18 protein-coding genes are annotated in these 25,532 nt (G+C 68.9%); 10 read left to right on the top strand and 8 right to left on the bottom strand.

Annotation, left to right across the window (positions count from 1 at the left end; all coding sequences use genetic code 11):
- The first annotated feature begins 39 nt into the window (after positions 1-39).
- A complete protein-coding gene (locus DKM19_RS08135; protein WP_110695165.1) occupies positions 40-1,704 on the top strand; it encodes an FAD-dependent oxidoreductase in 1,665 nt (554 codons plus the stop codon).
- Complete coding sequence (locus DKM19_RS08130) at positions 1,701-3,170, top strand: ATP-binding protein (protein ID WP_110695164.1); 1,470 nt, start codon at positions 1,701-1,703, stop codon at positions 3,168-3,170. Before DKM19_RS08135 ends, DKM19_RS08130 begins: the two co-directional genes overlap by 4 nt.
- Before the next feature lie 234 nt (positions 3,171-3,404).
- Here DKM19_RS08130 and DKM19_RS08125 read toward each other — a convergent pair whose 3' ends face one another.
- Positions 3,405-4,661, bottom strand: coding sequence for an alpha/beta fold hydrolase (locus DKM19_RS08125; protein ID WP_110695163.1), 1,257 nt, complete (start codon positions 4,659-4,661; stop codon positions 3,405-3,407).
- Positions 4,662-4,745: 84 nt separating this feature from the next.
- Between DKM19_RS08125 and DKM19_RS08120 the strand changes: the two genes are divergently transcribed.
- Positions 4,746-5,672 carry a hypothetical protein gene (locus DKM19_RS08120; protein ID WP_110695162.1) on the top strand — a complete coding sequence of 309 codons (927 nt, stop codon included), beginning with the start codon at positions 4,746-4,748 and terminating at the stop codon, positions 5,670-5,672.
- Between the two features lie 22 nt (positions 5,673-5,694).
- Here the strand turns inward: DKM19_RS08120 and DKM19_RS08115 are convergent, their stop codons facing one another.
- The 4 genes from DKM19_RS08115 to DKM19_RS08100 form a co-directional block, all read right to left on the bottom strand.
- Complete coding sequence (locus tag DKM19_RS08115; protein WP_162641360.1) at positions 5,695-7,347, bottom strand: serine/threonine-protein kinase; 1,653 nt, start codon at positions 7,345-7,347, stop codon at positions 5,695-5,697.
- Positions 7,348-7,594: 247 nt separating this feature from the next.
- Complete coding sequence (locus tag DKM19_RS08110) at positions 7,595-8,428, bottom strand: LLM class F420-dependent oxidoreductase (protein ID WP_110695160.1); 834 nt, start codon at positions 8,426-8,428, stop codon at positions 7,595-7,597.
- A gap of 63 nt (positions 8,429-8,491) precedes the next feature.
- The gene (locus DKM19_RS08105; protein WP_110695159.1) at positions 8,492-9,550 is read right to left on the bottom strand and encodes a nitronate monooxygenase family protein; all 1,059 of its coding nucleotides are present in this window, start codon (positions 9,548-9,550) and stop codon (positions 8,492-8,494) included.
- A 173-nt stretch (positions 9,551-9,723) separates the two neighbouring features.
- A complete protein-coding gene (locus DKM19_RS08100; protein ID WP_110695158.1) occupies positions 9,724-10,245 on the bottom strand; it encodes a hypothetical protein in 522 nt (173 codons plus the stop codon).
- A 361-nt stretch (positions 10,246-10,606) separates the two neighbouring features.
- Here DKM19_RS08100 and DKM19_RS08095 point away from each other — a divergent pair, with 361 nt between their 5' ends.
- The 4 genes from DKM19_RS08095 to DKM19_RS08080 all read left to right on the top strand — a co-directional run bounded on the left by DKM19_RS08095 (position 10,607) and on the right by DKM19_RS08080 (position 14,418).
- Positions 10,607-10,843, top strand: a complete 237-nt coding sequence (locus tag DKM19_RS08095; protein WP_110695157.1) for a DUF2945 domain-containing protein — start codon at positions 10,607-10,609, stop codon at positions 10,841-10,843.
- Entirely contained in the window at positions 10,836-11,165 is a 330-nt protein-coding gene (locus tag DKM19_RS08090) for a DUF3140 domain-containing protein (RefSeq protein ID WP_110695156.1), read from the top strand. Before DKM19_RS08095 ends, DKM19_RS08090 begins: the two co-directional genes overlap by 8 nt.
- 79 nt (positions 11,166-11,244) lie before the next feature.
- A complete protein-coding gene (locus DKM19_RS50530) occupies positions 11,245-11,622 on the top strand; it encodes a hypothetical protein (RefSeq protein ID WP_204358703.1) in 378 nt (125 codons plus the stop codon).
- Positions 11,623-11,847: 225 nt separating this feature from the next.
- Positions 11,848-14,418, top strand: a complete 2,571-nt coding sequence (locus DKM19_RS08080; protein WP_110695155.1) for a discoidin domain-containing protein — start codon at positions 11,848-11,850, stop codon at positions 14,416-14,418.
- Between the two features lie 366 nt (positions 14,419-14,784).
- On the opposite strand, the gene DKM19_RS49330 is transcribed toward DKM19_RS08080, so the two are convergent.
- Together DKM19_RS49330 and DKM19_RS08070 are read right to left on the bottom strand one after the other, a co-directional pair.
- Complete coding sequence (locus DKM19_RS49330; RefSeq protein WP_162641359.1) at positions 14,785-15,714, bottom strand: hypothetical protein; 930 nt, start codon at positions 15,712-15,714, stop codon at positions 14,785-14,787.
- A 262-nt stretch (positions 15,715-15,976) separates the two neighbouring features.
- Entirely contained in the window at positions 15,977-17,566 is a 1,590-nt protein-coding gene (locus DKM19_RS08070; protein ID WP_110695154.1) for a carboxylesterase/lipase family protein, read from the bottom strand.
- Between the two features lie 294 nt (positions 17,567-17,860).
- Between DKM19_RS08070 and DKM19_RS08065 the strand changes: the two genes are divergently transcribed.
- From DKM19_RS08065 to DKM19_RS08055, 3 genes are all read left to right on the top strand, one after another.
- Positions 17,861-19,072 carry a serine hydrolase domain-containing protein gene (locus tag DKM19_RS08065; protein WP_110695153.1) on the top strand — a complete coding sequence of 404 codons (1,212 nt, stop codon included), beginning with the start codon at positions 17,861-17,863 and terminating at the stop codon, positions 19,070-19,072.
- Between the two features lie 205 nt (positions 19,073-19,277).
- On the top strand, positions 19,278-21,698 hold the full coding sequence (locus DKM19_RS08060) for a serine/threonine-protein kinase (RefSeq protein ID WP_110695152.1): 2,421 nt from the start codon (positions 19,278-19,280) through the stop codon (positions 21,696-21,698).
- Positions 21,699-21,796: 98 nt separating this feature from the next.
- On the top strand, positions 21,797-22,546 hold the full coding sequence (locus DKM19_RS08055; protein ID WP_110695151.1) for a glucose 1-dehydrogenase: 750 nt from the start codon (positions 21,797-21,799) through the stop codon (positions 22,544-22,546).
- Here DKM19_RS08055 and DKM19_RS08050 read toward each other — a convergent pair.
- Complete coding sequence (locus DKM19_RS08050; RefSeq protein WP_110695150.1) at positions 22,540-23,226, bottom strand: PaaI family thioesterase; 687 nt, start codon at positions 23,224-23,226, stop codon at positions 22,540-22,542. The genes DKM19_RS08055 and DKM19_RS08050 overlap by 7 nt on opposite strands.
- Between the last annotated feature and the right edge of the window lie 2,306 nt (positions 23,227-25,532).

Raw genomic sequence — 25,532 nt, 5'->3', positions numbered from 1 at the left:
TCTTTCAAGGAGACTGTCGCATTTTGGGGGAGACAGCATATGGATAAGCCGGTCATCATGACGATCGACGACGATCCGGGCGTCTCGCGTTCCGTGGCACGTGACCTACGGCGCCGCTACGGCCAGTCCTATCGCATCGTCCGGGCCGACACCGCGGCCGAGGGAATCCAGAGCGTCCGTGACCTGCGGCTGAGAGGCGACGACGTCGCGGCGTTCCTCGCCGATTACCGCATGCCGCAGATGAACGGCGTGGAGTTCCTGGAGCAGGCCATGGACCTGTATCCATACGCCCGCCGCGTGTTGCTCACCGCCTACGCCGACACCGAGGCCGCGATCCAGGCGATCAACGTGGTGGACCTCGACCACTACCTGCTGAAGCCGTGGGACCCGCCGGAGGAGAAGTTCTACCCCGTGCTGGACGCCCAGCTCGACGCCTGGCAGCGCACGGACCGGCGTGAGACCGACGAGCTGCGGGTGGTGGGAGCGCGCTGGTCGTCGCGGTCCTACAAGGTCCGCGACTTCCTGGCCCGTAACCAGGTGCCCTACCGGTGGCTGCTGGCCGACACTCCCGAGGGCGGCGAGCTGCTCGCCGCGGCCGGTGAGGCGAGCAACATCAGCCCGTCCAAGCTGCCGCTGGTCATCACCGCGGAGGGCAGGAAGCTCATCGCGCCGAGCACCTCCGAGCTGGCCGAGGCCGTCGGCCTGTCCACCGCTCCGGCCACCGACTTCTACGACCTGATCGTCATCGGTGGCGGCCCCGGCGGACTGGGCGCGGCGGTCTACGGCGCCTCCGAGGGCCTGAGCACGGTGATGGTCGAGCAGCACGCCTCGGGCGGGCAGGCCGGTCAGAGCTCCCGCATCGAGAACTACCTGGGCTTCCCCGACGGCGTCTCCGGCTCCCAGCTCGCCGACCGCGCCCGTCGTCAGGCTCTGAAGTTCGGCGCGGAGCTGCTCACCGCCCGCAAGGTCACCAGCCTGGAGGTCAAGGGTCAGACGAAGGTGGTCGGCTTCGCCGACGGCGGCAGCATCGCCGCGCACACCGTCATCCTGGCCACCGGCGTCTCCTACCGGCGGCTGAACGCCCCGGGCCTCGACGACTTCATGGGCAGCGGCTGCTACTACGGAGCCGCCATGATCGAGGCGGCCGAATGCCGCGACCGCGAGGTCTACATCGTCGGCGCGGCCAACTCGGCCGGACAGGGCGCGGTCTACCTGTCGGGGTTCGCCAGCAAGGTGCACCTGATCGTCAGGAGCGACGGCCTGGAGAAGACCATGTCGCACTACCTGATCGAGCAGATCGCGCAGATTCCGAACATCGAGATACACACCGAGACCCAGGTGGTCGGCGCGGAGGGCGACGGGCACCTGCAACGGCTCACCCTGAAGGGCCCGGACGGCGAGCGGACGACGGACGCCGAGTGGCTGTTCGTCTTCATCGGCGCCCAGCCCTTCACCGACTGGCTCGGTGACACGGTCGAGCGCGACGCCAAGGGGTTCGTCCTCACCGGGCCCGACCTGACCGCCACGGAGAGCCGCCCCCGCAACTGGCCGCTCCGGCGCGAGCCGTACCATCTGGAGACCAACGTGCCGGGCGTGTTCGCCGCCGGGGACGTCCGGGCCGACTCGATCAAGCGGGTCGCCTCGGCGGTCGGCGAGGGTGCGATGGCCGTGGCACTCGTTCACCGTTACCTGGAGAAGACATGACGGAACAAGACGGCGTCTTCGGCCGCCGGATCGGCCAGGGCGGCCGCCCGGTCGACAAGGAGCTGCTCCGGGGGCTGTTCCTCTTCGAGAAGCTCGAGGACGAGAAGCTGGAGGCGCTCGCCGGCTACGGCGCCGAGCAGGACTTCGACGCGGGCGAGCAGATCGTGAAGCAGGGCGACCCCGCCGAGTTCTTCGTCGTCCTCATCGAGGGCGAGGTGATGATACTCGTCGAGACCCCCGCCGGGCCGGTCCCGATGAGTCCCACCTCCCAGCCCGGGGTCTACGGCGGCGCCATCTCCGCCTACATGGGCGACCGCGCCCCGCAGACCTACCCTCACTCGCTGAACGCGACCAAGCCCTCCCGGTTCTTCGTGCTTCCGGCCGAGAGGTACGGCCAGATCCTCAACGAGTGGTTCCCGATGGCGGTGCACCTGCTCGACGGGGCGCGCATCGGCGGGATGGCACAGCGCGAGCTCGTCGACCGGCGGCAGCGGCTGACCGCGCTCGGCACGATCACCGCCGGGCTCACCCACGAGCTCAACAACCCGGCGGCGGCGGCCGTGCGAGCGGTGGGCGAGCTGCGCGACAAGGTGAAGACGTCGCGAAGGCGGCTGGCCGGGCTGATCGGGGCGGGCATCGACCCCGAACGGCTGCGCACGCTGATCGACATCCAGGAGAAGTGCGCGGAGAGCGCCTCCGACACCTCCAGCCGGTCCCCGCTGGAGATCTCCGACGCCGAGGACGAGCTGTCCGACGCGCTGGAGGAGGCCGGGGTGGAGGACGCCTGGGAGATCGCGTCGCCGCTGGTGAGCGCGAGGTTCGGCGTCGACACCCTGGAGCAGATCCGCGCCCTGGTCGGGGATGAGTTCCTTGACGGCGCGGTGCACTGGATCTCCCAGGCCACCGAGATCTCCCAGATGCTGAACGAGGTGACCGACGCGACCGAGCGGATCTCCTCGCTGATCGCCTCCGCCAAGCAGTACTCCCAGATGGACCGCACGCCGTACCAGACGGTGGACGTGCGAGAGCTCCTGGACAGCACGCTCACCATGTTCCGGGGCAAGATCCCGCCGGGGATCAGCGTGGCCACGGACTACGACCCCGATCTGCCGCCGCTCCCCGCCTACGCCGGAGAGCTCAACCAGGTGTGGACGAACCTGATCCACAACGCCCTGGACGCGATGGCCGGCACCGGCAGGCTCACCGTGCGCACGGCCGTCGAACACGACACGGTCGCGCTGATCGAGATCGGCGACACCGGCCCCGGCGTGCCCGAGAACCTGCGCGAGCGGATCTTCGAGCCGTTCTTCACCACCAAGTCGGTCGGCGAGGGCACGGGTCTGGGCCTGGACATCTCCTTCCGCATCATCGCCGGCCGTCACGGCGGCGACCTGCGGGTGGAGTCCGAACCGGGGAACACCCGCTTCCAGGTACGGCTGCCGCTGATCGAGGCACCGCCCACCTGAGAAAGACCCCGCCGGCCGGTCGACGGGACGATTTTCCCCACCGGAACCCGCGGGTGGCGCGGTGCGGCATGCCGTACCACGCCACCCGTGAGGCACATCCGCGCCTCCCCCAGAGTCCCCGAGGGGAGGTCGGCGTCCTCCCGATCCCCGAGGGGATGCGGAGGGCGTCCATCACGTCACGCGCAAGAGCGGCTCCGCGTCTCGCCTTCCCAGCCCCCGAAGGGGCGCGGGCGTTCAGCCGTGGACGCCGTTGATCATGTCCATCAGGCGGGCGAGGACCTTGCCGTCGGAGACGCGGACGCCGTCGTGTTCCCACTCGTTGGTCACCCAGGCGCGCACGTTGCCGACCCTGCGGGCGGTCTCCATGGACAGGCCCTCGTCGACGTACATGTCGTCGTAGTAGACGGCGGCGGCCACCGGGACCCGGTTGGCGGCCAGCCGTACCGGATCGTAGAGGTCGGGCCAGTCGGAGTCGGCGGCGATGATCTCGGCGGCGCCCCTGAAGGGGCGTAGAGCCGCGATCTCGTCGAACATCCAGGGGTAGATCATCTCTCCGGTGGGCAGCAGCGGCTCGACGTCCTCGCGGAACTCCTCCGGCAGCAACCGGTGCGCGGCCCACTCGGTGGCGGCGCCCTGGGCGTAGATCGACTCGTGCAGGACCGCATAAAGGGGGTTGCCGACGAAGCCGGTGGCCATCATGACCTCGTACAGGAACAGGTCGGAGAGCTTCCCACCGGTCCACGCCTCGTCGAGCACCCAGTGCAGGTATCCGGCGCCGTCGCTCATCCCCAGGCACATGCCCATGCTCTGCAGGCGGCGCACGGTCAGCAGGTCGCCGTCCGGAAGCAGGACCTTCTCGCGGCGCAGGTGGTCGGCGATCTCCTTCAGGCGTCCCGCGTCCGCGGGGTGGCGGGCGAAGTAGCGGTCCACCTTGGCCCGGACCCGGGGATAGGTGCGGGAGTAGACGTCGGCGGCGGTGGCCTCGAGCCCCGCCAGGCCTCCGGTCACGTAGCAGGCCTTGAGCCCCTCGGGAGCCCGGGAGAGGTAGGTCAGCGTGATGAACCCGCCGTAGCTCTGCCCGAGGGTCTCCCACGGGCGGTCGCCGCAGAGCTCACGCCGGATCAGCTCGGCGTCGGCCACGATCGAGTCGGCGCGGAAGTGCTTGAGGTGGGCGGCGCGCTCGGCGTCCGTGCCGGTCACCGTCTTGGCGGTGAGGGGGGTGCTGCGACCGGTCCCCCGCTGATCGAGCAGGAGCACCCGGTGGGTCTTCAGCGCGTGTCCCAGCCAGCCGTCGGCCTCGGTCGGCCTCGGCGACTTTCCCCCCGGGCCGCCCTGCAGGAAGACCAGCCACGGCACGTCCTCGCCCTGTCTGGCCGGGTCCACCGCCTCCCTGGCGAAGACCTCGATCGTCGCACCGTCCGGATCGGCGTGGTCAAGGGGGACGGTGAACACGTGGTCGGTGAGCGCCACACCGGGCAGAAGGACAATCACTCACGAGAACCTACCCGACCTCGCGGACCCGTCCCGTAAGTGACCGGCAATCGGTTTGTAAGCAAGCTTCGGCACGATGTGGACATGACGAACCACCCGGTCACCTCCGTGACCGTCGCCCGCGCCGCCCGTCTGCTGGGCATATCGCTCATCGCCGTCCTGCTCGCCGGATGCGGCGCGCCGGGCGGCGGAGGTGACGCGACCGCCACCTCCGCCGCCCCCGTCCGCGCGACCTCGGAGGCGACCGCCCCGCCCACCGCTGACTCCCAGCCGTCACAGGAACCGCCGACACAGGACCCCTCGGCCGCGCCGGACGGCTCCGGCCAGAGTTCCGGCGGCTCCGGCCAGGCCAGGACGGTCGCCCCCGGCGGCACCCTCGCCGACGGCGACACGGTCTCCGCCGAGCTGACCCGGGCCGGCCAGAAGGACACGTTCACGCTGGACCTGGGCGGCGCCCGGGAGTTCTACGTGGCGGACATGCGGTGCGACGGCGGCATCAAGGTCCAGGTGATCGCGGAGATCGACGGCAAGCCGGAAGGCCTGGACAACCTCTCCCTGTGCGGCGGCAACTGGGTCTTCAAACTGAGCAAGGCCGGCGCACACCGGCTTGAGATCACCGGCGACACCAACGTGATCGGCCCGTACTCCTTCCGCCTCGCGACCGTGAAGGTCCGCTCCTTCCCCGTGAAGCTCGGCCTGAAGATCGGCGAGGGCAGCCCCGCGGGGGCGGGGAGGCTCGCGGCCGGTGGAGAGGTCCACCGGTTCGAGTTCGACGCCGACGGCGCCTCGGCGATCAAGGTGCTCGGTGGAGCGGGCTCCTGCCTCGCCATCGAAATGGAGTTGGTCGACGCGGCGGAGACGAGCGTCGCGACTGCCCGGCAACCGATCCCGCTGTGCGGGTACGAGCTCCCGATAGCGCTGTCCAACGGCGACGGCCGCTACGCGCTCGTGATCCGCTCGGCGGCCGCCAAGACCGGCCCCTACTCCTTCCAGCTCGTCCGCTCCGACTGATCCACCGGCGCGGACCGGCCGGTCAGGGCCGGCGCAGTTCCCCGCGGTAGTCGGCGTTGCTGCCGCCGTCCTGGCCGATGAACCCGAGCGTGCCCGCATCCGTCAGTGTCAAGGTCATGTCGCTGCCCGGGCACGGGTACTTCTGCTCCACGGTGAGGTCGAGCACTTTCCCGTCTCTGACCCTGGTCAGCGTGGCCCGCTGCTTGCAGCCGTCGGCTCCCTGCCAGGCGGCCTCGCTCTCGCCCGGCGTCAGAACGATGGTGGCGTTATAGGCGCGGCCGTCCTCAGCGGTCACGTCACCCGACCAGGTGCCCGCGAAGGCCTCGGGCACCTGGACCGTGCCACCCGCCCGGGGCTCCCCGCCCGAGGAGGCCGAGGCGCTGGGGCCGGGGACGCCTCCGGTGCCCGGCTCGGGGTCCGTGCTCGTGCCTCCCGTACCCGTGACACCGCCCGGATCTGCGGAGACGCCCTGCCCCTGCGATTCCGTCGCGATCGCGTCGGCGTTCACGGCGCCTTCGCCGCCGCTGCCTCCGAGCGCGCCTCTCACGAGCAGCGCGCCGGCCACTCCCAGGACGACGATCACGGCGGCCAGCCCGGCCAGTACGCCGCTCCGCACCCGGCGGCGCCCGCCGGCAGAGCCATGATCGGGGACCGAGCGGGGCGGGTCGAGGAGCGAGGTCGAGCCGGGGGCGAAGGGCGAGGTCGGAATGGAGGTCGAGCCCGGGCCGAGGGGCGCGGTCGGGTCCGGGGACGAGGTCGGGCCGAAGGGTGAGGCAGGGGTGGAGGCGAAGGGCGGGGGCGAACCGGTAGGAACCTGCCAGTCGGTGGGGACGTAGGCGCGAGGCACGGGGCCGACGCCGGGCACCGCGACCGTGGAGACGCTCGGGTCGACAAGACGGATCATCAGGTCGCGGGCGGACGGCCGGCCGGCGGGGTCCTTGGACAGGCACGCGATCACGGGTTCCAGGAGCCCGGCGGGGACGCCCACCAGGTCGGGCTCATGGTTGAGGATGCGGTTGAAGACGGCGGCGATCACCTCGTGCCCGAACGGGGCGCGGCCGGTCGCGGCATAGACCATGGTCGCGGCCCAGGAGAACACGTCGGCAGCGGTCGAGGCGTAGACGCCGTTGAGCTGCTCGGGCGCCATGAACGGCGGCGTACCGGACATCCCCGAGGCGACCGTGCCGGCGTCCAGCGGCCGGGCGATGCCGAAGTCGACCACGCGCGGCCCGTCCGGGCCGAGCAGCACGTTCGCGGGCTTGAAGTCACGATGCACGACCCCGGCGCCGTGGATGGCCGCCAGGGCGGAGGCGGTGCCGATCGCGAGCCGGTCCAGGTCGCCGTCGCGCAACGGGCCGCTCCCGCGGACCCGTTCGGCGAGGGACGGGCCCTCGATGAACTCGCTGACCACAAACGGGTCGGGGCGGTCGAGGTCGGCCGCGAGCACCCTGGCCGTGCAGAATGGGGCCACCCGCTGGGCGGACTCGATCTCGCGGGCCAGTCTCGCGTGGGTCTGCGGGTCCGCGCCGTTCTTGAGGACCTTGATCGCGACGCGGTCACCGCCGACTGCCCGGCCCTCGTAGACGATCCCCTGACCGCCCTCGCCCAACCGCGCGACGACCTGGAAGTCTCCCAGCGTGCGTGGATCTCCGGGCTGCAGGGGTCCGCCTGCCATGGGCTCCTCCATATCTCGCGACATCGCCCACGGTATCGGGATCGCGCCCTCTCCCACCATGCCGCCCGCCGGACCATTCCGCCCATGGAAGACTCCGTTGGCCGACCCGTTGTGGATCTTCGTGACCTGCGCGTTCGACGGCGGGCGACGATACCGGACACGGCCCGATGGGAATCGGCCGGCGGAGTCATGGAGGAGGCGGATTTCCGGCACCTGACGAGGTGGTCCCGGCCGGAAAGCCCCGGGATCATTCCCCCAGCATCTCCGCGAGGGCCGCCTCGAAGGCGTCCATCTGGAGCTCGACGCGGCTCAGACCGGCCGACGGCAGCGTCGACAGCACGGTGCTGACCCCCGCCCGCTCGCAGGCCTCGATCACCTTGGGATCCGAAGGGATGGCCATCATCACCACCCGCACCCGCTTCCCCGCCTCCTCTGCGCGCCGGAACAGCTCCGGCACCCGCTCCAGGATGCCCGGTCCGTACGTCGGCAACCAACCGTCGCCATAGGCCAGCACCCGGTCGAACACCTTGGGTCCCGTGCCGCCGACCAGCACCGGCGGGTACGGTCGCTGCGCCGGCTTCGGCCATGACCAGAGTGGATCGAACGACACGAACTCGCCGTGGTACTCGGCTTCATCGTGGGTCCAGATCTGCTGCATCGCCTCGACGTACTCCTTCGTCAGCGCGAAACGGCGCGCCGGATCGACCCCGTGGTTGCGCATCTCGGGTTCGTTCCAGCCCGCCCCCACTCCGAACTCGAATCGTCCGCCCGTGAGGGCGTCGACGCTCGCCACCGACTTGGCGAGGCTGATCGGGTGGTGCTGGGGAATCAGGCAGATGCCGGTCCCCACCCGCAGTCGCGTCGTGGCGAGACCCGCGGCGGTGCACGAGACCAGGGAGTCGTAGGTGTGCCAGTACTTGCGGGGCTGCGGGAGCCCCTCTCGGATGAGGGGCGCGCCCGCCTGGATGTGCGTGTGTTCAGCGAACAGGAGCATCGAATGACCCCGCTGCTCGACCACCTGGGCGACCCCGGCGGGATCAACTGCATCGTCTGTTGCGAAATAGCTGAAACCAGAGTCCATATCTCAACGTATCCCGACACGGCTCGGTCTCTCCGAACGGCACCCGGGTACGCGGCAGACAGGTCAGACGCGATCCCGCAGGATCCGCTCGGCGTCGGAGACGAGCTCGTCGAAGTAGTCCTTGGCGGGACGCGGGCGGGCGAGCGCGGCCGCCTGGCCCGACAGCAGGCTGGAGTGGTCCGCGGTTCCGGCCCGGCGGATGGGCTGCATGAGCGCGTTGTGGAAGGGATACCGCGGGACCTCGGCCTCGAACGCCGCCATCTCCCGGACGAACCGGTTGGGGATCACGCGGAGGTGACGCCCGGAGAACAGCCGGGTGAGCACGGTGACCCTCGCCTCGGGACTGTTCAGGACGGCCCTGTGCACCGGGCTCGCGCTGGACTCGGCGGTCACCAGGAAGCCGGTTCCGATCTGCACGCCGTCCGCGCCGAGGGTGAGCGCGGCGGCGACACCCCGGCCGTCGGCGATCCCTCCCGCCGCGATGACCGGAACGGAGACGGCGTCGGCCACCTGGGGCACGAGGGAGAACGTCCCGACGAACGACTCCTCCGCCGGGCGCAGGAACGAACCCCGATGTCCACCGGCGTCGTTGCCGGAGGCGATGACGGCGTCCAGCCCCGCCTCCTCGATCGCGACGGCCTCGTCGACCGTCGCGGCCGTGCCGATCGTCACGATCCCGCGTCGCCGTGCCTCCGCGATCACCCGCTCCGGCGGCACACCCATGATGAAGCTGATCACCGGAGGCTCCGCCGCCAGCAGCGCCTCGATCTGGGCGTCGAAGTCCTGGCCGAAGGGTCCGTCGAGGTCCGGCGGGTCCACGCCCAGCTCCTCGTAGTACGGCCGGAGCCGCTCAACATGCCTGGCGAGGTCGTCGGGCCGGTCTCGCTCTCCGGGCTGGGGCACCCACAGGTTGACCGCGAACGGCCGGGCGGTGGCGGCTCGCAGCTCCCCGACCACTCCGGTGATCTGCTCCGGTGCGAGGTTGTTCGCGCCGTACGAGCCCAGCCCGCCGCTCTCGGACACGGTGGAGACCAACGACACCGTGGACAGTCCCCCGCCGAAGGGGCCCAGGACGATCGGATGCTCGATGCCCAGCAACTCTTCGAGCCGTCGTGCGCGCATGGTCGTCTCTCCTTCCGCCCACCGCGAGGTCGCGGCGGCCACAGGTCAACTCTGCCTTCCGGCCGGATCACCTCGCACACGGCCCCCCGAGACCCGCGCGGGCCTGCCTCGCCCCGCGTCCGCCAGGCGCGCGGGCTCTCTCGACGACGCGGGTCAGGTCACGCCCGCGAGGGTCAGGGGGTGAAGATCTCCTGAACCTTGACGATCTCGCCGCGGTAGACGGTGATCAGTGAGGGCTGACCGCTGCGGGCGTACCGCTTGAGCAGGACGGTCCGCGAGCAGCGCTTGGCGCCGAGCCCGGTGCTCCGGGCCAGTGTGGGTTCGCCGCCGGACACCTTGCACCCGGACGCCGACAGGAAGATGACGCCCTTGGCGACGCGCGACGAGTAGGCCATCGCGTCGTTCTCCGGCGGGCCGACGAACCAGCCCTCGGTCTGGGTGCCCTTCTTCCATTTGATGGGCTCGTACTCGACCGTGGTGCCGCTGACGTGGGTGACCCAGCCGCGCAGGATGCCGTTGCGGCGGGGGCTGATGTGCTTGGTGAAGTCGTGCCCGGGATCGGCCTGCAAGGTCGTGCCGAAGGTCTTCGGGGCCGGGTAGTTCGGATAACCCGCGGCGTTGGCGGCAACTCCGGACGACAGGACGACGGTCGTGGCCACGCCACCGGCGAGCAGGAAACGCTTGAAGTTTTTCACATCCCTGAGATCCACTCGCGTCCGGAAAGGTTCGCCGCACGTGGTGTGATCCAGCACACACCGGCGCCACGCCGAGTGACGGCGCCCCGCTGGACGACCGCCTGGACCACGCCGGCACGAAGGCGATCGCCGCGCCGGCCGACAGGGGCAGGCTGCGCGCCGAGATCGACACGGTGCTGCCGCTGGAGAAGGCGGCCCAGGCACCCGAGCGGGGCGCGCCACCGGCAAGATCGTGCTCACCGTGGAGACCGGCTCCCCCGAGTTCGACGAGGGCCTCAGCGCGTAACCGACCGTCCAATAAGACGTTTATGGTCTACACATAAATGCTTGTTCCTTTCGAGGGACGGGTATTCAAACCTCTATGGGCAATAAGAAAAAGCAGGACGAACCAGCCGTGGGCGACGAGGTCACCTGGAGAAGCCACGGTTCTTCCGTCTCGGGCAAGGTGGAAAAGAAGATCACCGAGAGGACCGAGGAATCCGGGCGCACCGTAGATGCCTCGCCCGAGGATCCCCAGTACCGCGTCCGCAGCGACAGGAGCGGCAAAAGCGCCGTACACAAGCCGTCGGCGCTACGCAAAAAGGGTCACCATGACTGACGACAGAGAACAGACGGCCAAAGATTTCCACCAGGCGGTCAACATGACGGCCACGGAACTCGACCGCTGGCTCGGCACGCGGGAGTCAAAGGCCGTCGGAGCCAAATCCGGCGGCGCCGAGTCGATCGGGCACGAGTCCGGCCGCCGGATCGCAAAGATCCTCAAGAAGGGGAACAGCGACCTCAGTGAGGATGACTACGCCCACATGCGAACGGTCACCGGCTACATCCGTCGGCACCTGGCGCAGCGACCGTCTGGCGACGTCCAGGCGACTCCATGGCGTCACTCCCTGATGAACTGGGGGCACGACCCGCTCAAATAGACCCATACCGGCTAAAGCCCGCCGAATCCTCTACAGAAGGACAGTCGTTTCTGCACATGTCCGCCTTAGGTTGCGGGGCATGACGACAGGTATGCGCGACGCCGACGAGTGGGTACGGGACTTCGAGGCAGAGGCCGAGCACCGCAGGCTCGGCGATGATCCCGACTGGGGGCGGGGCGCGCGCCTGGACCGCTCGGTGCTGCGTAGCCTGCAGCGCTTCCAGGTCGGCGAGGACGGCGACGGCTCGAACCTGATGGCCAAGGCGGCCGGGGTGGGCGACGAGGCCTATGCGAAGGCGGTGCGCCTGTTCGTCGCCGAGGAACAGAACCACGCGCGGCTGCTGAAGCCGCTGCTCGCCGCCGGGGGCGCGCCGGGTCGCCCGGTTCGACGCCGGCGCCACGGCGGAAGCGGCGAGACGGCATCGGACGCCCGGTTCAGCGGCCCTCCGCGCGCCTGAAGGCGCGACCCCACACCCAGGGCGTATCCCTCGCGCGGAGTGTCCGAGATCGACACGGAACCCCCTCCCTGCCCGAGCAGCCGCGACCACCTTCCTATTGACCCTGTTGTTTCCTATGAGTTAAATTAAATAGCAAAATAAGGTATGTATTACAGCGTGTCGTAAGTCGAGTTTCTGCCTGCCGTTAGACCCCTTTCACCCCCCGGATCCTCTGTGGAGACAAGCATGAGAGGTCTATTCCGTCCTGCCGTTTTATGGACCGCGTTAGCGCTCCTGGCAGCTCTGATCGCAGTACCGTCCACTTCCGCCTTCGCGGCAACGCTTCTGTCGCAAGGAAAGACCGCGACCTCCTCATCGACCGAGAACGCCGGCACCCCTGCCTCCGCCGCCTTCGACGGCAACCTCGGCACCCGCTGGTCCAGCGCGAACACCGACTCCCAATGGCTCCAGGTGGACCTGGGGGCCTCGGCCGGCATCAGCCAGGTCGTCCTGAACTGGGAGGCGGCCTACGGCAGCGGATACAAGATCCAGGCATCCGCGAACGGAACCACCTGGACCGACCTCAAGACCGTCACCGGCGGCGACGGCGGCACCGACACCTGGGACGTCACCGGCAGTGGCCGGTACGTCCGGATGCTCGGCGTCACGCGGGCCACCGGCTACGGATACTCCCTGTGGGAGTTCCAGGTCCTCGGCACCTCCGGCGGCACCGACCCGGGCACCGGAGCGTGTACGACCACCAACGCCGCACTGAACAAGACCGCCGGCGCATCGTCGATCCAGGGCGCCGGCACCCCAGCCTCCGCCGCCTTCGACGGCAACAACGGCACCCGCTGGTCCAGCGCCGCCGGTGACCCGCAGTGGGTCCAGGTGGACCTCGGCTCGTCACTGAACATCTGCAAGATCGACCTGAGGTGGGAGGCCGCGTACGCGACCGCCTTCAAGCTCCAGGCATCGGCCAACGGCACCACCTGGACGGACCTCAAGACCGTCACCGGCGCCACCGGCGGCAACCAGTCCTACGACGTGAGCGGCTCCGGCCGGTACGTCCGGATGAACGGCACCGCTCGGGGCACCGCCTACGGATACTCGCTGTGGGAGTTCGCCGTGTACACCACCACGACGGGCGGTCCGACGGATCCGCCGCCGACCGGTGGCGGAGGGGACCTGGGCCCGAACGTCCACGTCTTCGACCCGTCCATGTCCACCGCCAGCATCCAGAGCCAGCTGGACACGGTCTTCCAGCAGCAGGAGTCGGCCCAGTTCGGCACCGGGCGCCACGCCTTCCTGTTCAAGCCCGGCACCTACAACGTGAACGCCAAGGTCGGCTTCTACACCTCGATCATGGGCCTGGGCCAGAACCCCGACGACGTCACCCTCAGCGGCGTGACCGTCGACGCGGGCTGGTTCGGCGGCAACGCGACCCAGAACTTCTGGCGCTCGACGGAGAACCTGTCGGTCCAGCCTCCCGGCGGCACCAACCAGTGGGCGGTCTCCCAGGCCGCGCCGTTCCGCCGCATGCACATCAAGGGCGCGCTGAACCTGGCGCCCAGCGGCTACGGCTGGGCCAGCGGCGGCTACATCGCCGACAGCAAGATCGACGGTGCGGTCGGCCCGTACTCACAGCAGCAGTGGTACACCCGTGACAGCTCCGTCGGCGGCTGGGTCAACGGCGTGTGGAACATGGTCTTCTCCGGAGTGACGGGCGCTCCCGCCACCAACTTCCTCGACCAGTCCTACACGACGCTGGACACCACGCCGATCAGCCGTGAGAAGCCGTACCTCTACGCGGACTCCAGCGGCTACCGGGTGTTCGTCCCGTCCATGCGGACCAACGCGCGGGGCGTGAGCTGGGCGAACGGCTCCACTCCCGGCACCTCGCTCCCGCTCAGCCAGTTCTTCGTCGCCAAGCCGAGCGACTCGGCCGCGACCATCAACGCCGCGCTCAGCTCGGGCCTCAACCTGCTGCTCACCCCCGGCATCTACAACCTCAGCCAGCCGATCAACGTGACCCGCGCGAACACCGTGGTCCTGGGCCTCGGCCTGGCCACGCTGATCCCGGGCGGCGGCGTCAGCGCGGTCAAGGTGGCCGACGTGGACGGCGTCAAGCTCGCCGGCTTCCTGATCGACGCGGGCACCCAGAAGTCCGACGTGCTCCTGGAGATCGGCCCGCAGGGGTCGAGCGCCGACCACGCCGCCAACCCGACCACGATGCAGGACGTGTTCGTCCGGATCGGCGGCGCCTTCGCCGGCAACGCCACCACCAGCGTGGTCGTCAACAGCGACGACGTGATCATCGACCACACCTGGCTGTGGCGCGGCGACCACGGCGCGGGCATCGGCTGGAACGTCAACACCGCCGAGACCGGCCTGATCGTCAACGGTGACGACGTGCTGGCCACGGGCCTGTTCGTCGAGCACTTCCGCAAGTACGACGTGGAGTGGTACGGCGAGCGCGGTCGGACGATCTTCTTCCAGAACGAGAAGGCGTACGACCCGCCGAACCAGGCGGCCTACATGAACGGCACCAGCAAGGGATGGGCGGCCTACAAGGTCGGCCCGGCGGTCAACACCCACGAGGGCTGGGGTCTCGGCAGCTACGTCTACTTCAACGTCGACCCGACGATCGAGGTGGAGAGCGCGTTCGAGACGCCGGTGAAGCCGGGCGTCAAGTTCCACAGCCTGCTCACCGTGTCCCTCGGAGGCGCAGGGAAGATCAACCACGTGATCAACGGCGTCGGCGGTCCCGCCCAGGGCACGGCGACGATCCCGTCCAAGCTCGTCTCCTACCCCTGAGGTTCTGAACCCGCCTGATCGGCGATAGGCGCCGATCCTCTCGCCGATCAGGTGCACCCCCGGCCGTGGGCCTCCGCTGACACAGGGAGGCCCACGGCTTCTTTTCCGACCGACTTCGCCGACCGGAAAAGGACACCCGCGACCCGTGGAATCCCATTCACCTGGGACGACAGCCAGACCACCCGGGAAACGAAACGCGGCGAAGCCTCACAACCTGGAAGCGGCGGAGCATCGCGGCCCGGAAACAGCAAGGACGGGCATTCTCAGGCCCCGGTCGAGCCGCTCACGAATCCCGCACGACGGGTCGGGCCAACGAGGTCGGCAGAGACACCACGCCCGTCCTTTATGAACATTCCGCAATACGGCCTACGCGGCGGTCCGATAGATCGTCCGGAGCACTCCTCCGTGAGAAGAGCAGGCCCCCTTGATTCCACCTGACAGGCTCACCATCTCGTCCTTACACATGACCAGGTAGCCCTTCCCATTTGGGAAATAGTCGATGCAGGCGAATGCAGCGCAGGCGTTCGCCGCGGGAGGAAGCACCCTGTTTCCCGTGCTGCAGTATGTGAACCCATAGAGGTTGGCGGACGCCCCGCAGAGGATGTCCGTCTCAGGCTCCTCGGGGTCCGTCCCTGGGTCTTCAGGGTCCGTCCCGGGCTCTTCGGGATCGGGCCCTGGCTCTTCAGGGTCCGTACCGGGCTCTTCGGTGACGGTCACGGTAACGGTGGGCGTGGCAGTGACCGTCACCGTGGCCGTGGCCGTGGGCGTAGCGGTGACGGTGGCGGTGGCCGTGGGCGTGGCGGTGACCGTGGCGGTGGCGGTGGCCGTAGCGGTGACGGTGTTGGTCACGGTGACCGTCTCCCTGACCGTAGCGGTCACAGTTGGAGCCGTGGTGACGGTGGCCGTCTTGGTGACCCTGGGCGCGGGAGACGGCGTCGGGGGCGTCGCCGCCGACACGGAGGGGGCGCCACTCTTCTTGTACGTGCTGGTACCGAGGTATTTTCCCTGCCACGCCGTCTTGCCCGCGCTTACGGAAAGGGCGGTCGTGACCGTTCGGCACGCGCTCTTCACGCAGACGCGCTGTTTCACGGTGAACCGCTTGGTGGTGCCATACCTGCTGGTCAACTGCACCCTGAGGTAGGACTTTCCGCTGACCTTCGACACCGAGGTCGTCACCGACTGCTTGCTCTTGCTCACGGCGGTATCCACGGAAGCGGAGAGAGCGACTCGGGGAGTGAGGGCGTTCAGCCCGCAGATGACAAAAACCAGGGTGACGACAGCCGCCATGGCCACCATGAAAAATCTTGCACGACTATGAATAGTTTGCATACCAAAATTTCTGTCGACGAATGATTTGTAGAACTTATATCACGTCAATTAGTAAGGAAGACGTCGATATGTCGAGGACTGGAGACAACGGAAGATGCGGTGCCGGACGACTACGGACCGAAAGAAAGCCGTAGACGAAAAGACACCGCCATGGTCGAGGTGAAACGCCGGTGAGGGTTTCCCCTGGTCAGCGTCTCGACCATGGCAGTGTCAGATACGTTCAGATACGTCAGCTGCCCGGTGCCGGCCAGAAGTCGAGGTTGTGGTCGGCGGCGTAGTCGACAGGCTTGATCGCGTCCGGCTCCAGTGACTGGGTGTGCGGGACGGGGGCGGCGCGGTCGAAGCGCTCCCAGCGGGGCAGTCCTTCCCCGTTGGGGTCGCCGGTGCGGGCGAAGTTCGTCCAGTAGGCGATCATCTGGTCGGACAGCCTCCGCTGGGCCGGGGTGAAGGCGGCCTTCCTCTCGGTGAAGAGGTACGGCATGTCGCCCGCGTGGTAGGCCCCCCAGGGGAAGTCCGTCCCCAGCGGCAGGAACATCGGGGCCCGGCGGTCGGCGAACTGGTAGGCGTATGTCGGCGCGCTCCCGCTGAGCAGCCTGTTCTGCTCGAAGGTGGCCCTGGCCCACATGCGGTCGGTGGTCACGGCGGCCCACGCCAGCCCCGGTGAGCCGTACGCGGCGACCGGATACTCCGCGCGCACCCTCGCCGCGTCCTCGCCGAACGCGGTCTTCAGCAGCCTGCCGTACTGCCCGGCGGTAACCGGCTTGCCCGCCACGTCGTGGAACAACCCGACAAAGAGCCGGTGCTCGTCCCGGGTCGCCCCCGAGATCACCGGGACCCGGTGGACGCGGCCCGCCCGGAACTCCGCGGACGGCAGCCTGGGCAGCGTCTCGCTTCCATAGGCGTAGGTCTGGAACATGTTCATGATCTGCGGCACTTCGAGGATCTTCTCCACCGGAAGGGCCCGCAGGCAGCGGAGGTCCTCACACCCGAGCCGCGGGGCCACGTACGTCCCCATCCCCTCCACCTCCGCCACCGTGCGCCAGACGTAGGACGGGTGAGCGGGGACACCCTCGCCCATGCTGCCGGCGAGCATGTCCATCATGCTCTCGCCGCTCTGCATGACGGCCCGGTCGAACAGGCCCTCGGCACCCGGCGAGGTCAGGTGCCCACCGATGCTCAGCGCGCCCCACGAGACGCCGAACACCGTCACGTTCGCCGGATCCCCTCCGAACGCGGCGGCGTTGCGGCGAACCCAGCGCAGGGCCGCCTGCTGGTCCTGCAGGCCGTACGTGCCCGACCCCTTGAGCCCCGGATACCCGAAACCGCCGAACACCCCGAGCCGGTAGTTGATCGTGACGACCACCACGTCCCCCCGGGTGGCGATCCGGCGCACATCGCTGAGGTCGCCGGAGCCCAGGGCTCCGTCGCCGTGGATCCACACCATCACCGGCCTGTTCCGCCGGGGTGTGCGCGGTGCCGTCACGTTGAGGAACAGGCAGTCCTCATCGGAGCTGGCCACCTTCGCGTAGTCGCTTCCCACCTGCGGGCACATGCTGCCCGGCCGGGTGGCCTCCCTGATTCCGCTCCAGGCTCTCACCGGCGCCGGCGAGTTCCACCGCAACTCCCCCACCGGCGGAGCCGCATAGGGAATCCCCTGGAAGATCCGGTGCTCGCCGGTCACCGTTCCCCGTACGGCCCCCGCGTCCGTCCGGACCACGTCCTCGTGGGCCCGCTCCGGCGCCCGTCCCGCCGGCACGTCCGCGCATGCCGACAGCAGGATCGTCGCCGCCACCGCGGCACCCACCACCTTTTCTCTCATGTCCGCCACGCTGCCAGGGGACGGATCTCTCCAGCAGATCCATCGATCCCGAATACCCCAGGACAAATGTCCTTCCCGGTGACCTTTTCACCTGCCTCCGGGCCCAGACGGTCGTGATGAACCACCGTCGACGACGACGGACGAACGGGGTGAGGACCCCGGCACCCTCGCCACTCGGATCAGGACGCCCTGGGCGCCGACGCCGAACGGATCCCGAACCCTTTCCCGGGCCGGAACGGTCCCGGTTGTTAGGCTCGACCGCCAAGCAAGTGCTCACTTTTGTAAGGACGGGTCATGACGACGGTTCACGGGACGTGCGACCCCCGGTTCTCCCGGGTGCGTGAGGTGTTCGACAGGCATTTCGCCGACGGAGAGGAGCTGGGCGCGGCGTTCGCCGTCTTCCTGGACGGTGAGCCCGTCGTGGACCTGTGGGGTGGGGTCGCCGACCGGCACAGCGGGCGGGCCTGGGAGAGCGACACCCCCGTGCTGACGTACTCGTGCACGAAGGCGGTGACCGCGACGGCGGCGCTGCTGCTGGCCGAGCGCGGGCTGCTCGACGTCACCGCTCCGGTCGCGGAGGTCTGGCCGGAGTTCGCGCGGGGCGGCAAGGAGCGCGTCACCGTCGAACACCTGCTCACCCACCAGGCCGGGCTGCCCATGATCGAGGAGCAGGTCCCGCTGGAGGAGTTCGAGGACCAGCCCGCCATCGCCGACCGCCTCGCCGGGCAGGCGCCGATCTGGGAGCCGGGAACCGCGCACGGCTACCACGCGCTGACGTACGGGTTCCTGGTCGGCGAGGTGATTCGCCGGGTGTCGGGCAAGACCGTGGGCGAGATCGTGGCCACCGAGATCGCCGGGCCTCTGGGGCTGGAACTCTGGGTCGGCGCACCGGACGACGTGGCGGCGCGAGCGGCGCGGCTGTCCGCCGGAGAGCGGAGGAGGCCCGCGACGGACAGCGGCCCGGACAGCGCCGCGGCCGAGCTGCCGGGACAGGGCCCCGGAGATCCGATCTACGAGATGTCCCGGGCCTCCCAGGACAAGGACAGCCTGATGAACCGGGCGCTGGGCAATCCGCCGATCCACCGGCTTCAGGGAGGCGGCAACAACCCGGTCATCCTCCGTGCGGGCTGGCCGGCGATGGGCGCCGTCGCCACCGCCCGAGGCCTCGCGGGCTTCTATCGCGACCTGGCGGCCGGGCGGATCCTGCGCGCGGAGACCCTGAGGGACGCGACCCGCAGGAGGGTCGACGGCCCGGACAGGGTGCTGTTCATCGACAGTTCCTTCGGCCTCGGCTACATGCGCCCGTCCCTGACCTTCCTCACCCCGGCGGGGGGCGTGGAGTCCGCTTTCGGACATACCGGTATGGGTGGATCCCTGGGCCTCGGCGATGTCGAACACCGCCTGGGCATGGCCTACGCGATGAACAAGATGGCGGGCGCGGTCTCGGGCAGCCTCCGTGCCTACCGCCTCGCCGAGGCCGTCTACGGCTCCCTGCCGGCTCGATAGGTCAACGACTCCAACGCGTCGCGATACCGCTCCGGCCTTCCTGAATCCCAGCGCTTGCCTGACCGCCGATCAAAGCTCACTATGTGGCCAGAACGGCTACTCGGCATGTTTTTCATATCACTCTCCGCCAAATTTCTCGGATCGTGACAACCAAGCGTATGGGTGAGACCGTCAAACAAGGCGACGGCACTCGGAAGGGGACCGAATGGTTCCGGGATATCGCGAGATTCGGGAGCTCGGCGCCGGCGGCGGCGGACGAGTGGTTCTGGCCACGTATGCCGCCACCGGCGCCTACGTGGCCATCAAATACCTGAACGCGGCCTTGAAGGACGACCGCGGTTTCCTGGCGCGCTTCCGCGACGAGGCGCACGTCATGGTGGAACTGCGCGACCCGAACGTGGTCCAGTTCTACGAGTACTACGAGGACGTGCTCGAAGCCGCGATCGTGATGGAGCTCGTGGACGGGGTCGCGCTCAGGAAGATCCTGGCCGAACACGGCAGCACGAGCCCCGAGGCGGCGCTGACGGTGCTCAAGGGCTCGCTGCTCGGCCTGGCCTTCGCGCACTCGGCCGGGGTCGTGCACCGCGACTACAAACCGGAGAACGTGCTGATCCAGGCGGACGGCACCAGCAAGCTGACGGACTTCGGCATCGCCACCCACGTCGGAGAGTCCGACGCTCCCGCCGGCACCCCGCCCTACATGGCTCCCGAGCAGTGGACGGGCGCCCCGGCGAGCACGGCGACCGATGTCTACGCGGCGACGTGCGTGTTCTTCGAATGCCTCACCGGGCGCAGGCCGTACACGGCCGACCATCACGCCGCGCTGATGTACCAGCACCAGAACACACCGGTGCCGGTGGAGCACGTGCCGAGCTCGGTCAGGGGACTGGTCGCGTGGGGCATGGCCAAGGCCCCGATGGACCGGCCGTCGTCGGCGCGGGCGTTCCTCTCCGAGCTGGAGCTGGCGGCGCTGTCCGCCTACGGACCGGAGTGGGAGCAGCGCGGGCGGCGGCATCTGGCCGAGCTGGCGACGCTGCTGGCGCTGGCGTTCCCCCTGGCCAAGCCCAGGCCGGAGGCGAGCACCTCGGTCGCCCAGAGCGTGATCGGCCGGGTGGGGAGGATGCGCCGCCCCCGGCTGGGTCCCCGGATGCTGGCCGGAGCGGGCGTGATCACCGTCGCGGTGACGGTCGGGCTGGTGGCCGCCAACCAGGCCCCCGACAGGCTCTCCGCGGACACGATCTTCACTCCGTCGAGCCCCTCCGTGAACGGGGACGTCCCTGCCGGGCAGAGCCAGGACGTGGAGTCGCCGCCGGAGCCGATCATCAGCCCCCGGCCGGGCTCCACCAGCCGTGCCCGGCTGCCCGCGAATTCCACAGACGCAGACCATCCCGCGCCGACTCCGTCGAAGAGTCAGGTGCGGGCCCCGGTCCCGATTCCGGTTCCGTCGAAGAGCCAGACCCAGAGCCCGGGCCCGTCGAAGAGCGCCACGGACGCACCGACCCCGACCTCGGCCCCGACTCCGACCGGCTCGGGATCGCCGACCGTACACACGGTCAGCGGTCTGTCGATCATGGGGATCGACGCAAACGGGACCACGGTCGACCTCCGGGCCTCCACCTCGGCGAACGTCGTGCTGACCATCGGGTTCGCCGAGGGACCGAACCCCGACCGGCTCAAGGAGACACCGCCGCGCACCTTCACCCTCGCCGGGCTGAAGACCTACTCCCACACCGTCCCGCACACCTTCACCGCTCCGGCCTGCGGGCAGACCCTCTATCGCCGGGTCACGGTCTCCACCTCGCCCCAGGCCGCCGAGGGCGTACGGAGCCGCACGATGAAGGTCAGCGGCGAGCCGTGCCCCGCTCCCTCGGTCGAAAACGTGGACATCGTCACCTGGAACGGCGCCGCGGCGACCGTCCGGGTCCGTGCGGACGGCCCGGGTGAGGTACGGCTCACCGCCACGTTCACCCGCAGGGAGAGCAGGGGCGACGAGGACGACGAGGGCACAGCCGTGGTCCTGGGCACCCGGGCCAGAACGCTGTCCGGAAAGACCGGCTACAGCGTGAACCTCTCCATCCCCGCCGCCAAGGTCGCCTGTGGCGAGCGGGCGCTGTTCGGGATCGCCGTCGTCACCGACCGGCCGGCGGCCAACGGCACGCAGGTCAAGGAGGTCTCGGTGGAGGGGCCGAAGTGCGCGCCTCCGACGGTCTCGATCACCTCTTTCAACGGCACCGCGGTCTCCTTCCAGGTACGGACGCCCGACACCTCGGCGGTGACCGTACGGCTCGGGTTCGCCCAGAAGGCCGGCGGCAGGCTAACCGACAGCACGCGGGTTCTGCGGCTGTCCGGTGACACCGGATACACGCGGAGGGTCACCGGGGAGTTCGCCGCGCTGCCCGAGTGCGGGGAGCCCGTACAGCGACTGGTGACGATCGCCACCGTCCCCGCGGGCGAAACGCAGTCCCGGGACGTGAAGCTCGACCTGCCCCCCTGCGAGCCGGATCCCAGCGTCTCCCCGTCGGAGGTGACCGGCGACGGAGCGCGGGTTCCGGACGAACCCGCGATGGACGAACCCGCGATGGACGAGCCCGCGATGGACGAGCCCGCGCCGGACGGCATCTTGTGAGCCGACCAAGCGTTCGCTAGCTTGACGATCAGCGGCCGGTGGCACGCTCACCCAACGGGGCGACCCGCCTTCGCAGTGAGTCATCCGAGGAGCTTGAGATGGGCCTTCTGGACGGAAAAGTCGCGCTGATCACCGGCGGGGCCAGGGGCATGGGCGAATCCCACGTGCGACTGCTGCTCCAGGAGGGGGCCCGGGTCGTCTTCGGCGACGTGCTCGACGAGGAGGGCAAGGCCCTGGCGGAGGCCACCGGGGCGCTGTTCGTTCATCAGGACGTGACGAAGGCCGAGGATTGGGAACGCGCGGTCGGCATCACCGTCGAGACGTACGGCAAGCTCGACGTCCTGGTCAACAATGCCGGGATCATGAAATTTCGCCGGATCACCGATATGACGCCGGACGAGTTCGACCACGTCCTCAACGTGAACCTCAAGGGCACCTGGCTCGGAGTCAAGTCCGTGATCGCGCCCATGAGGGCCGCCGGCCGGGGCTCGATCGTCAACATCTCCTCGATCGAGGGCTTCATCGGCGCGGCGGGCCTGTCCGCCTACTCCGCCTCCAAGTTCGGTGTGCGCGGCGTGACCAAGGCCGCGGCCCGCGAGCTCGCACAGTTCAAGATCCGGGTGAACTCCGTACACCCCGGTGCCATCGCCACCTCCATGGCACTGGATCCGGACCTCATGGCCGAGGTGGACGGCGAGGCGTTCATGAAATCCATGGTCATCAAACGCTTCGCCAAGCCGGTCGAGGTCTCCCACGTGGTGGCCTTCCTCGCCTCCGACCGGGCGAGCTACTGCACGGGCAGCGAGTTCACGGTGGACGGCGGCATGCTCACCGGCGCGGGTTACTGAGCCCCGGTCACCTCTTCTTCCCTCCATGCCCGGGGCGTGACGAACAGGCCGGTGGCCTCGACCAGGGGCGTGCCGTCGGGGAGGGCGATCCGGCCCTCGGCCCAGGACTTGCGGCCTTCGGATCGGACGTACTCGGCGGTCGCCACCAGCGGCTCGCCGTACGGGACCCTGCGCACGTAGCGTAGGGTGAGGGTGCCGGTCATCCCCGCACCGCCCGCCACCGCGACGGCCTGCCCCAGGACGTGGTCGAGGATCATGGCGCTGACGCCGCCGTGGACCGAGGTGGGCGGGCCCTCGTGGACCTGGCGGAAGCTCAGCTCCGCGCGGATCGTCCCGTCCGGGGTGACCTGGGAGACCAGCGGGAGGGCGTACGGGTTGGCCGAGCCGGTGACCGCGTTTCCCGCGTGCCGGGGCACGCCCTCGGGATCGAACGTCAGGGGATGCCGCGAGGTTCGCCGCAGGGCGCGCAGCCGGTCGGTGAGGACGGCCAGCTCGGCGGTGATCTCGACGATCTCGTCCTGCGGAGCCCCCGTCAGCACGACGGCGTCGACGAGGTCACGGGCCTGCTGGGCGAGCAGGGCCAGCGCGGCGAACCCTTCCCCGGCGGCCGACGCGCCCGTTGTGCCCTCGGCGGACCCGGGATTCTCGGCGTTCTCGGCGGAGGCGAGTTCGATCGTCATGGGCCCACTTTAGAACACGTTCTATAGAATCCCATTCGGGCAACCGAGGACGCAGGCCGCCCTCAGCCGGCTTCGCGGGATCCCAGCCGCGCCAGGACCCTGCCACCGTCAGACGCCGGTATGCGCTCAGAACATATGTTTATTTATGGCCATAATGCCAAATGTCGCACCCGGTTAGCACTGGGTGCGACATTTGCCACCTTCCACAATCCCCCACCTCGGCGGAACGGCTCCGAGAGGGAGACTCCGATCGCCCGTTCGAGCGATCTTGCGAGATATTGATTTCAGGGTGGGGCGCACGAAAGCCTCAAATAGATAGCTTTGCCCCTATTGCGATATGCGGCCAATGTATCGCCGAGCCAAATATCGCACCGATTCACATGACGCCTCATCGGACCGAAAGGGTCCTACCTGCAGGGCACACAGCTGGCTTCAAGACAGCCGGCACCCATGGGAAACACAGGGACCGCGGAGACCAGAGGGACCGCGCTCGTGAAAGACATCGCGCAGAGAGGCTGAGGGGCCGCGAAAACGCTGACACCGATGCCACCCGCCGAACCTCTGGGACCGGTGGCACCCACCGGACCCTTGGAACCGGCAGGACCTGCCAGACCCACGGCGCCGATCGGGCCCTTGGAACCCATCGGGCCCACGGCGCCGATCGGGCCCTTGGAACCGATCGGACCCTTGGCACCTACCGGACCCACGGCACCGGCCGGGCCCTTCGGACCAGCGGGGCCCACCGGTCCTGCCAGACCGACCGGACCGGCAGGACCCGCCAGACCAATGGCACCGGCCGGACCCTTCGGACCGACGGGACCCGCCAGACCAACCGGACCCCTCGGGCCGACAGGACCGGCCGGACCCGCGGGACCGGGAGGGCCTGGAGGCCCCGCAGGCCCCGGAGGGCCGGGAGGACCCGCAGGAGCGGCGAGAGGACCGGCGAAAGGACCGGCGCCAGGAGCGACCGGAGGCTCTACAGAGGCCATCGGAGCCGCTCGACGGCGACGGCTCTTGCCGTTCGTATCGTTGTTGTTGAGGTTGACGTCGAAGGTGTGGTGTTTTCTCCTGCATACGCAGTGGTGCCTTGAGCACGTGCAGTGATGCCTTCTCCAGCACCTGCAGTGCCTCCCCCGGCATCCGCAGTGGCCGCCCGCTCGGAGGGCGTTCCCCCCGGCGAGATACGTGAAGGAAGCGGGAAGCTGACTGCTGCTGCCGGTCCCGACACGGGAGTCGGTCGCTCCCGTCTGCCCGGCAGCCTCTGCCGGAACCTCAGTCGATGAGATTACGAAGGCGCTGGCCATGGCCGCTACAGCCAGGGCTTCGACGTATTTTCCGGAGATGGGACTTGATGTCCATCTACTTCTCCGATAAAGCACTTAATTCCCCCGATGGTCCTAATGACGGGAAATCCCGATCGGTCGCACCACTACAGTGGCGATCAGCCAGAAAGTACCCTCAAAACATGGGACATCACCCGTTAGTACAGTTGAGAAAAAGCAAATAAATACCATGAAAACGAAATCTTCACACCTCTTCATATGATTCACCCCTCTTGTCGGGATTCAATATGAAATCAGGTTTTATACAGGTTCGATAAGAAAGCAAGTCTTGATGAAATACCTCCGCCGGATGCCCTCTCGGAATCCGTGAACGATCGCGGGCTCAGCGGCCCCTCAGCAGAGGCGGAGCACTTCGCGGCTCACCGGGGATCATCGGCACTCCGGCGACATGTTGAGATCGCGGTTGAGATCCATGCCGGGGGCGGGCATGCCAGGCCTGGGTTTGATGCCGGCGCCGTCACCGCGACCAGCGCCGGACCCGGCAATCGACCGGACCGGTCCGGAGACGATCGCAGCGAGCGGGCCCTGCCCTCGGGCACCGTCAGAGGACTGCCGGAGGTCTGCCCGTCATCAACCGGGCTCCGAACCGCGGCAACGGCGACGAGGGAGCTCAAGCGGCTTGTGGCGGCGTTGCCGCGGACCAACGGCCGGCGGCATCCGCTCTGGCCGGCGTTCGATTCGAGCCCGGGTTCTCCCCGTCACAGGCGGTGCGGTGCTTTCACGCCCCGGCCGGGTACTCGTCGGAGATCTGGCGTCACGTCGCCAGGCATCATCAGGATTCAGAATCGACAGGACAAGAACGCACCTGCGCCCTCATCGCGGACCGATCGCTCTTCGGGCGCGGGAAGCGCCCGGCCTTACCTCTACGTCATGTACCGGTCTGCCCGGACCGGAGCGTCATAGCGAGATATACCGCATAAACAGCCATGACGCCCCAATCCGGGGTTACCGCGCGCTGCCATC

It is taken from the genome of Streptosporangium sp. 'caverna' (assembly GCF_003203775.1).
Lineage (GTDB): Bacteria > Actinomycetota > Actinomycetes > Streptosporangiales > Streptosporangiaceae > Streptosporangium > Streptosporangium subroseum.
This window is presented reverse-complemented; position numbering and strand designations above follow the sequence as displayed.

Excerpts from the sequence above, each read along its gene's own strand:
- DKM19_RS08135 (WP_110695165.1), top strand. The coding sequence starts at position 40 with ATGGATAAGCCGGTCATCATGACGATCGACGACGATCCGGGCGTCTCG.
- DKM19_RS08130 (WP_110695164.1), top strand. The coding sequence starts at position 1,701 with ATGACGGAACAAGACGGCGTCTTCGGCCGCCGGATCGGCCAGGGCGGC.
- DKM19_RS08120 (WP_110695162.1), top strand. The coding sequence starts at position 4,746 with ATGACGAACCACCCGGTCACCTCCGTGACCGTCGCCCGCGCCGCCCGT.
- DKM19_RS08115 (WP_162641360.1), bottom strand. The coding sequence starts at position 7,347 with ATGGCAGGCGGACCCCTGCAGCCCGGAGATCCACGCACGCTGGGAGAC.
- DKM19_RS08110 (WP_110695160.1), bottom strand. The coding sequence starts at position 8,428 with ATGGACTCTGGTTTCAGCTATTTCGCAACAGACGATGCAGTTGATCCC.
- DKM19_RS08105 (WP_110695159.1), bottom strand. The coding sequence starts at position 9,550 with ATGCGCGCACGACGGCTCGAAGAGTTGCTGGGCATCGAGCATCCGATC.
- DKM19_RS08095 (WP_110695157.1), top strand. The coding sequence starts at position 10,607 with ATGGGCAATAAGAAAAAGCAGGACGAACCAGCCGTGGGCGACGAGGTC.
- DKM19_RS08090 (WP_110695156.1), top strand. The coding sequence starts at position 10,836 with ATGACTGACGACAGAGAACAGACGGCCAAAGATTTCCACCAGGCGGTC.
- DKM19_RS50530 (WP_204358703.1), top strand. The coding sequence starts at position 11,245 with ATGACGACAGGTATGCGCGACGCCGACGAGTGGGTACGGGACTTCGAG.
- DKM19_RS08080 (WP_110695155.1), top strand. The coding sequence starts at position 11,848 with ATGAGAGGTCTATTCCGTCCTGCCGTTTTATGGACCGCGTTAGCGCTC.
- DKM19_RS49330 (WP_162641359.1), bottom strand. The coding sequence starts at position 15,714 with ATGGTGGCCATGGCGGCTGTCGTCACCCTGGTTTTTGTCATCTGCGGG.
- DKM19_RS08070 (WP_110695154.1), bottom strand. The coding sequence starts at position 17,566 with ATGAGAGAAAAGGTGGTGGGTGCCGCGGTGGCGGCGACGATCCTGCTG.
- DKM19_RS08065 (WP_110695153.1), top strand. The coding sequence starts at position 17,861 with ATGACGACGGTTCACGGGACGTGCGACCCCCGGTTCTCCCGGGTGCGT.
- DKM19_RS08060 (WP_110695152.1), top strand. The coding sequence starts at position 19,278 with ATGGTTCCGGGATATCGCGAGATTCGGGAGCTCGGCGCCGGCGGCGGC.
- DKM19_RS08055 (WP_110695151.1), top strand. The coding sequence starts at position 21,797 with ATGGGCCTTCTGGACGGAAAAGTCGCGCTGATCACCGGCGGGGCCAGG.
- DKM19_RS08050 (WP_110695150.1), bottom strand. The coding sequence starts at position 23,226 with ATGACGATCGAACTCGCCTCCGCCGAGAACGCCGAGAATCCCGGGTCC.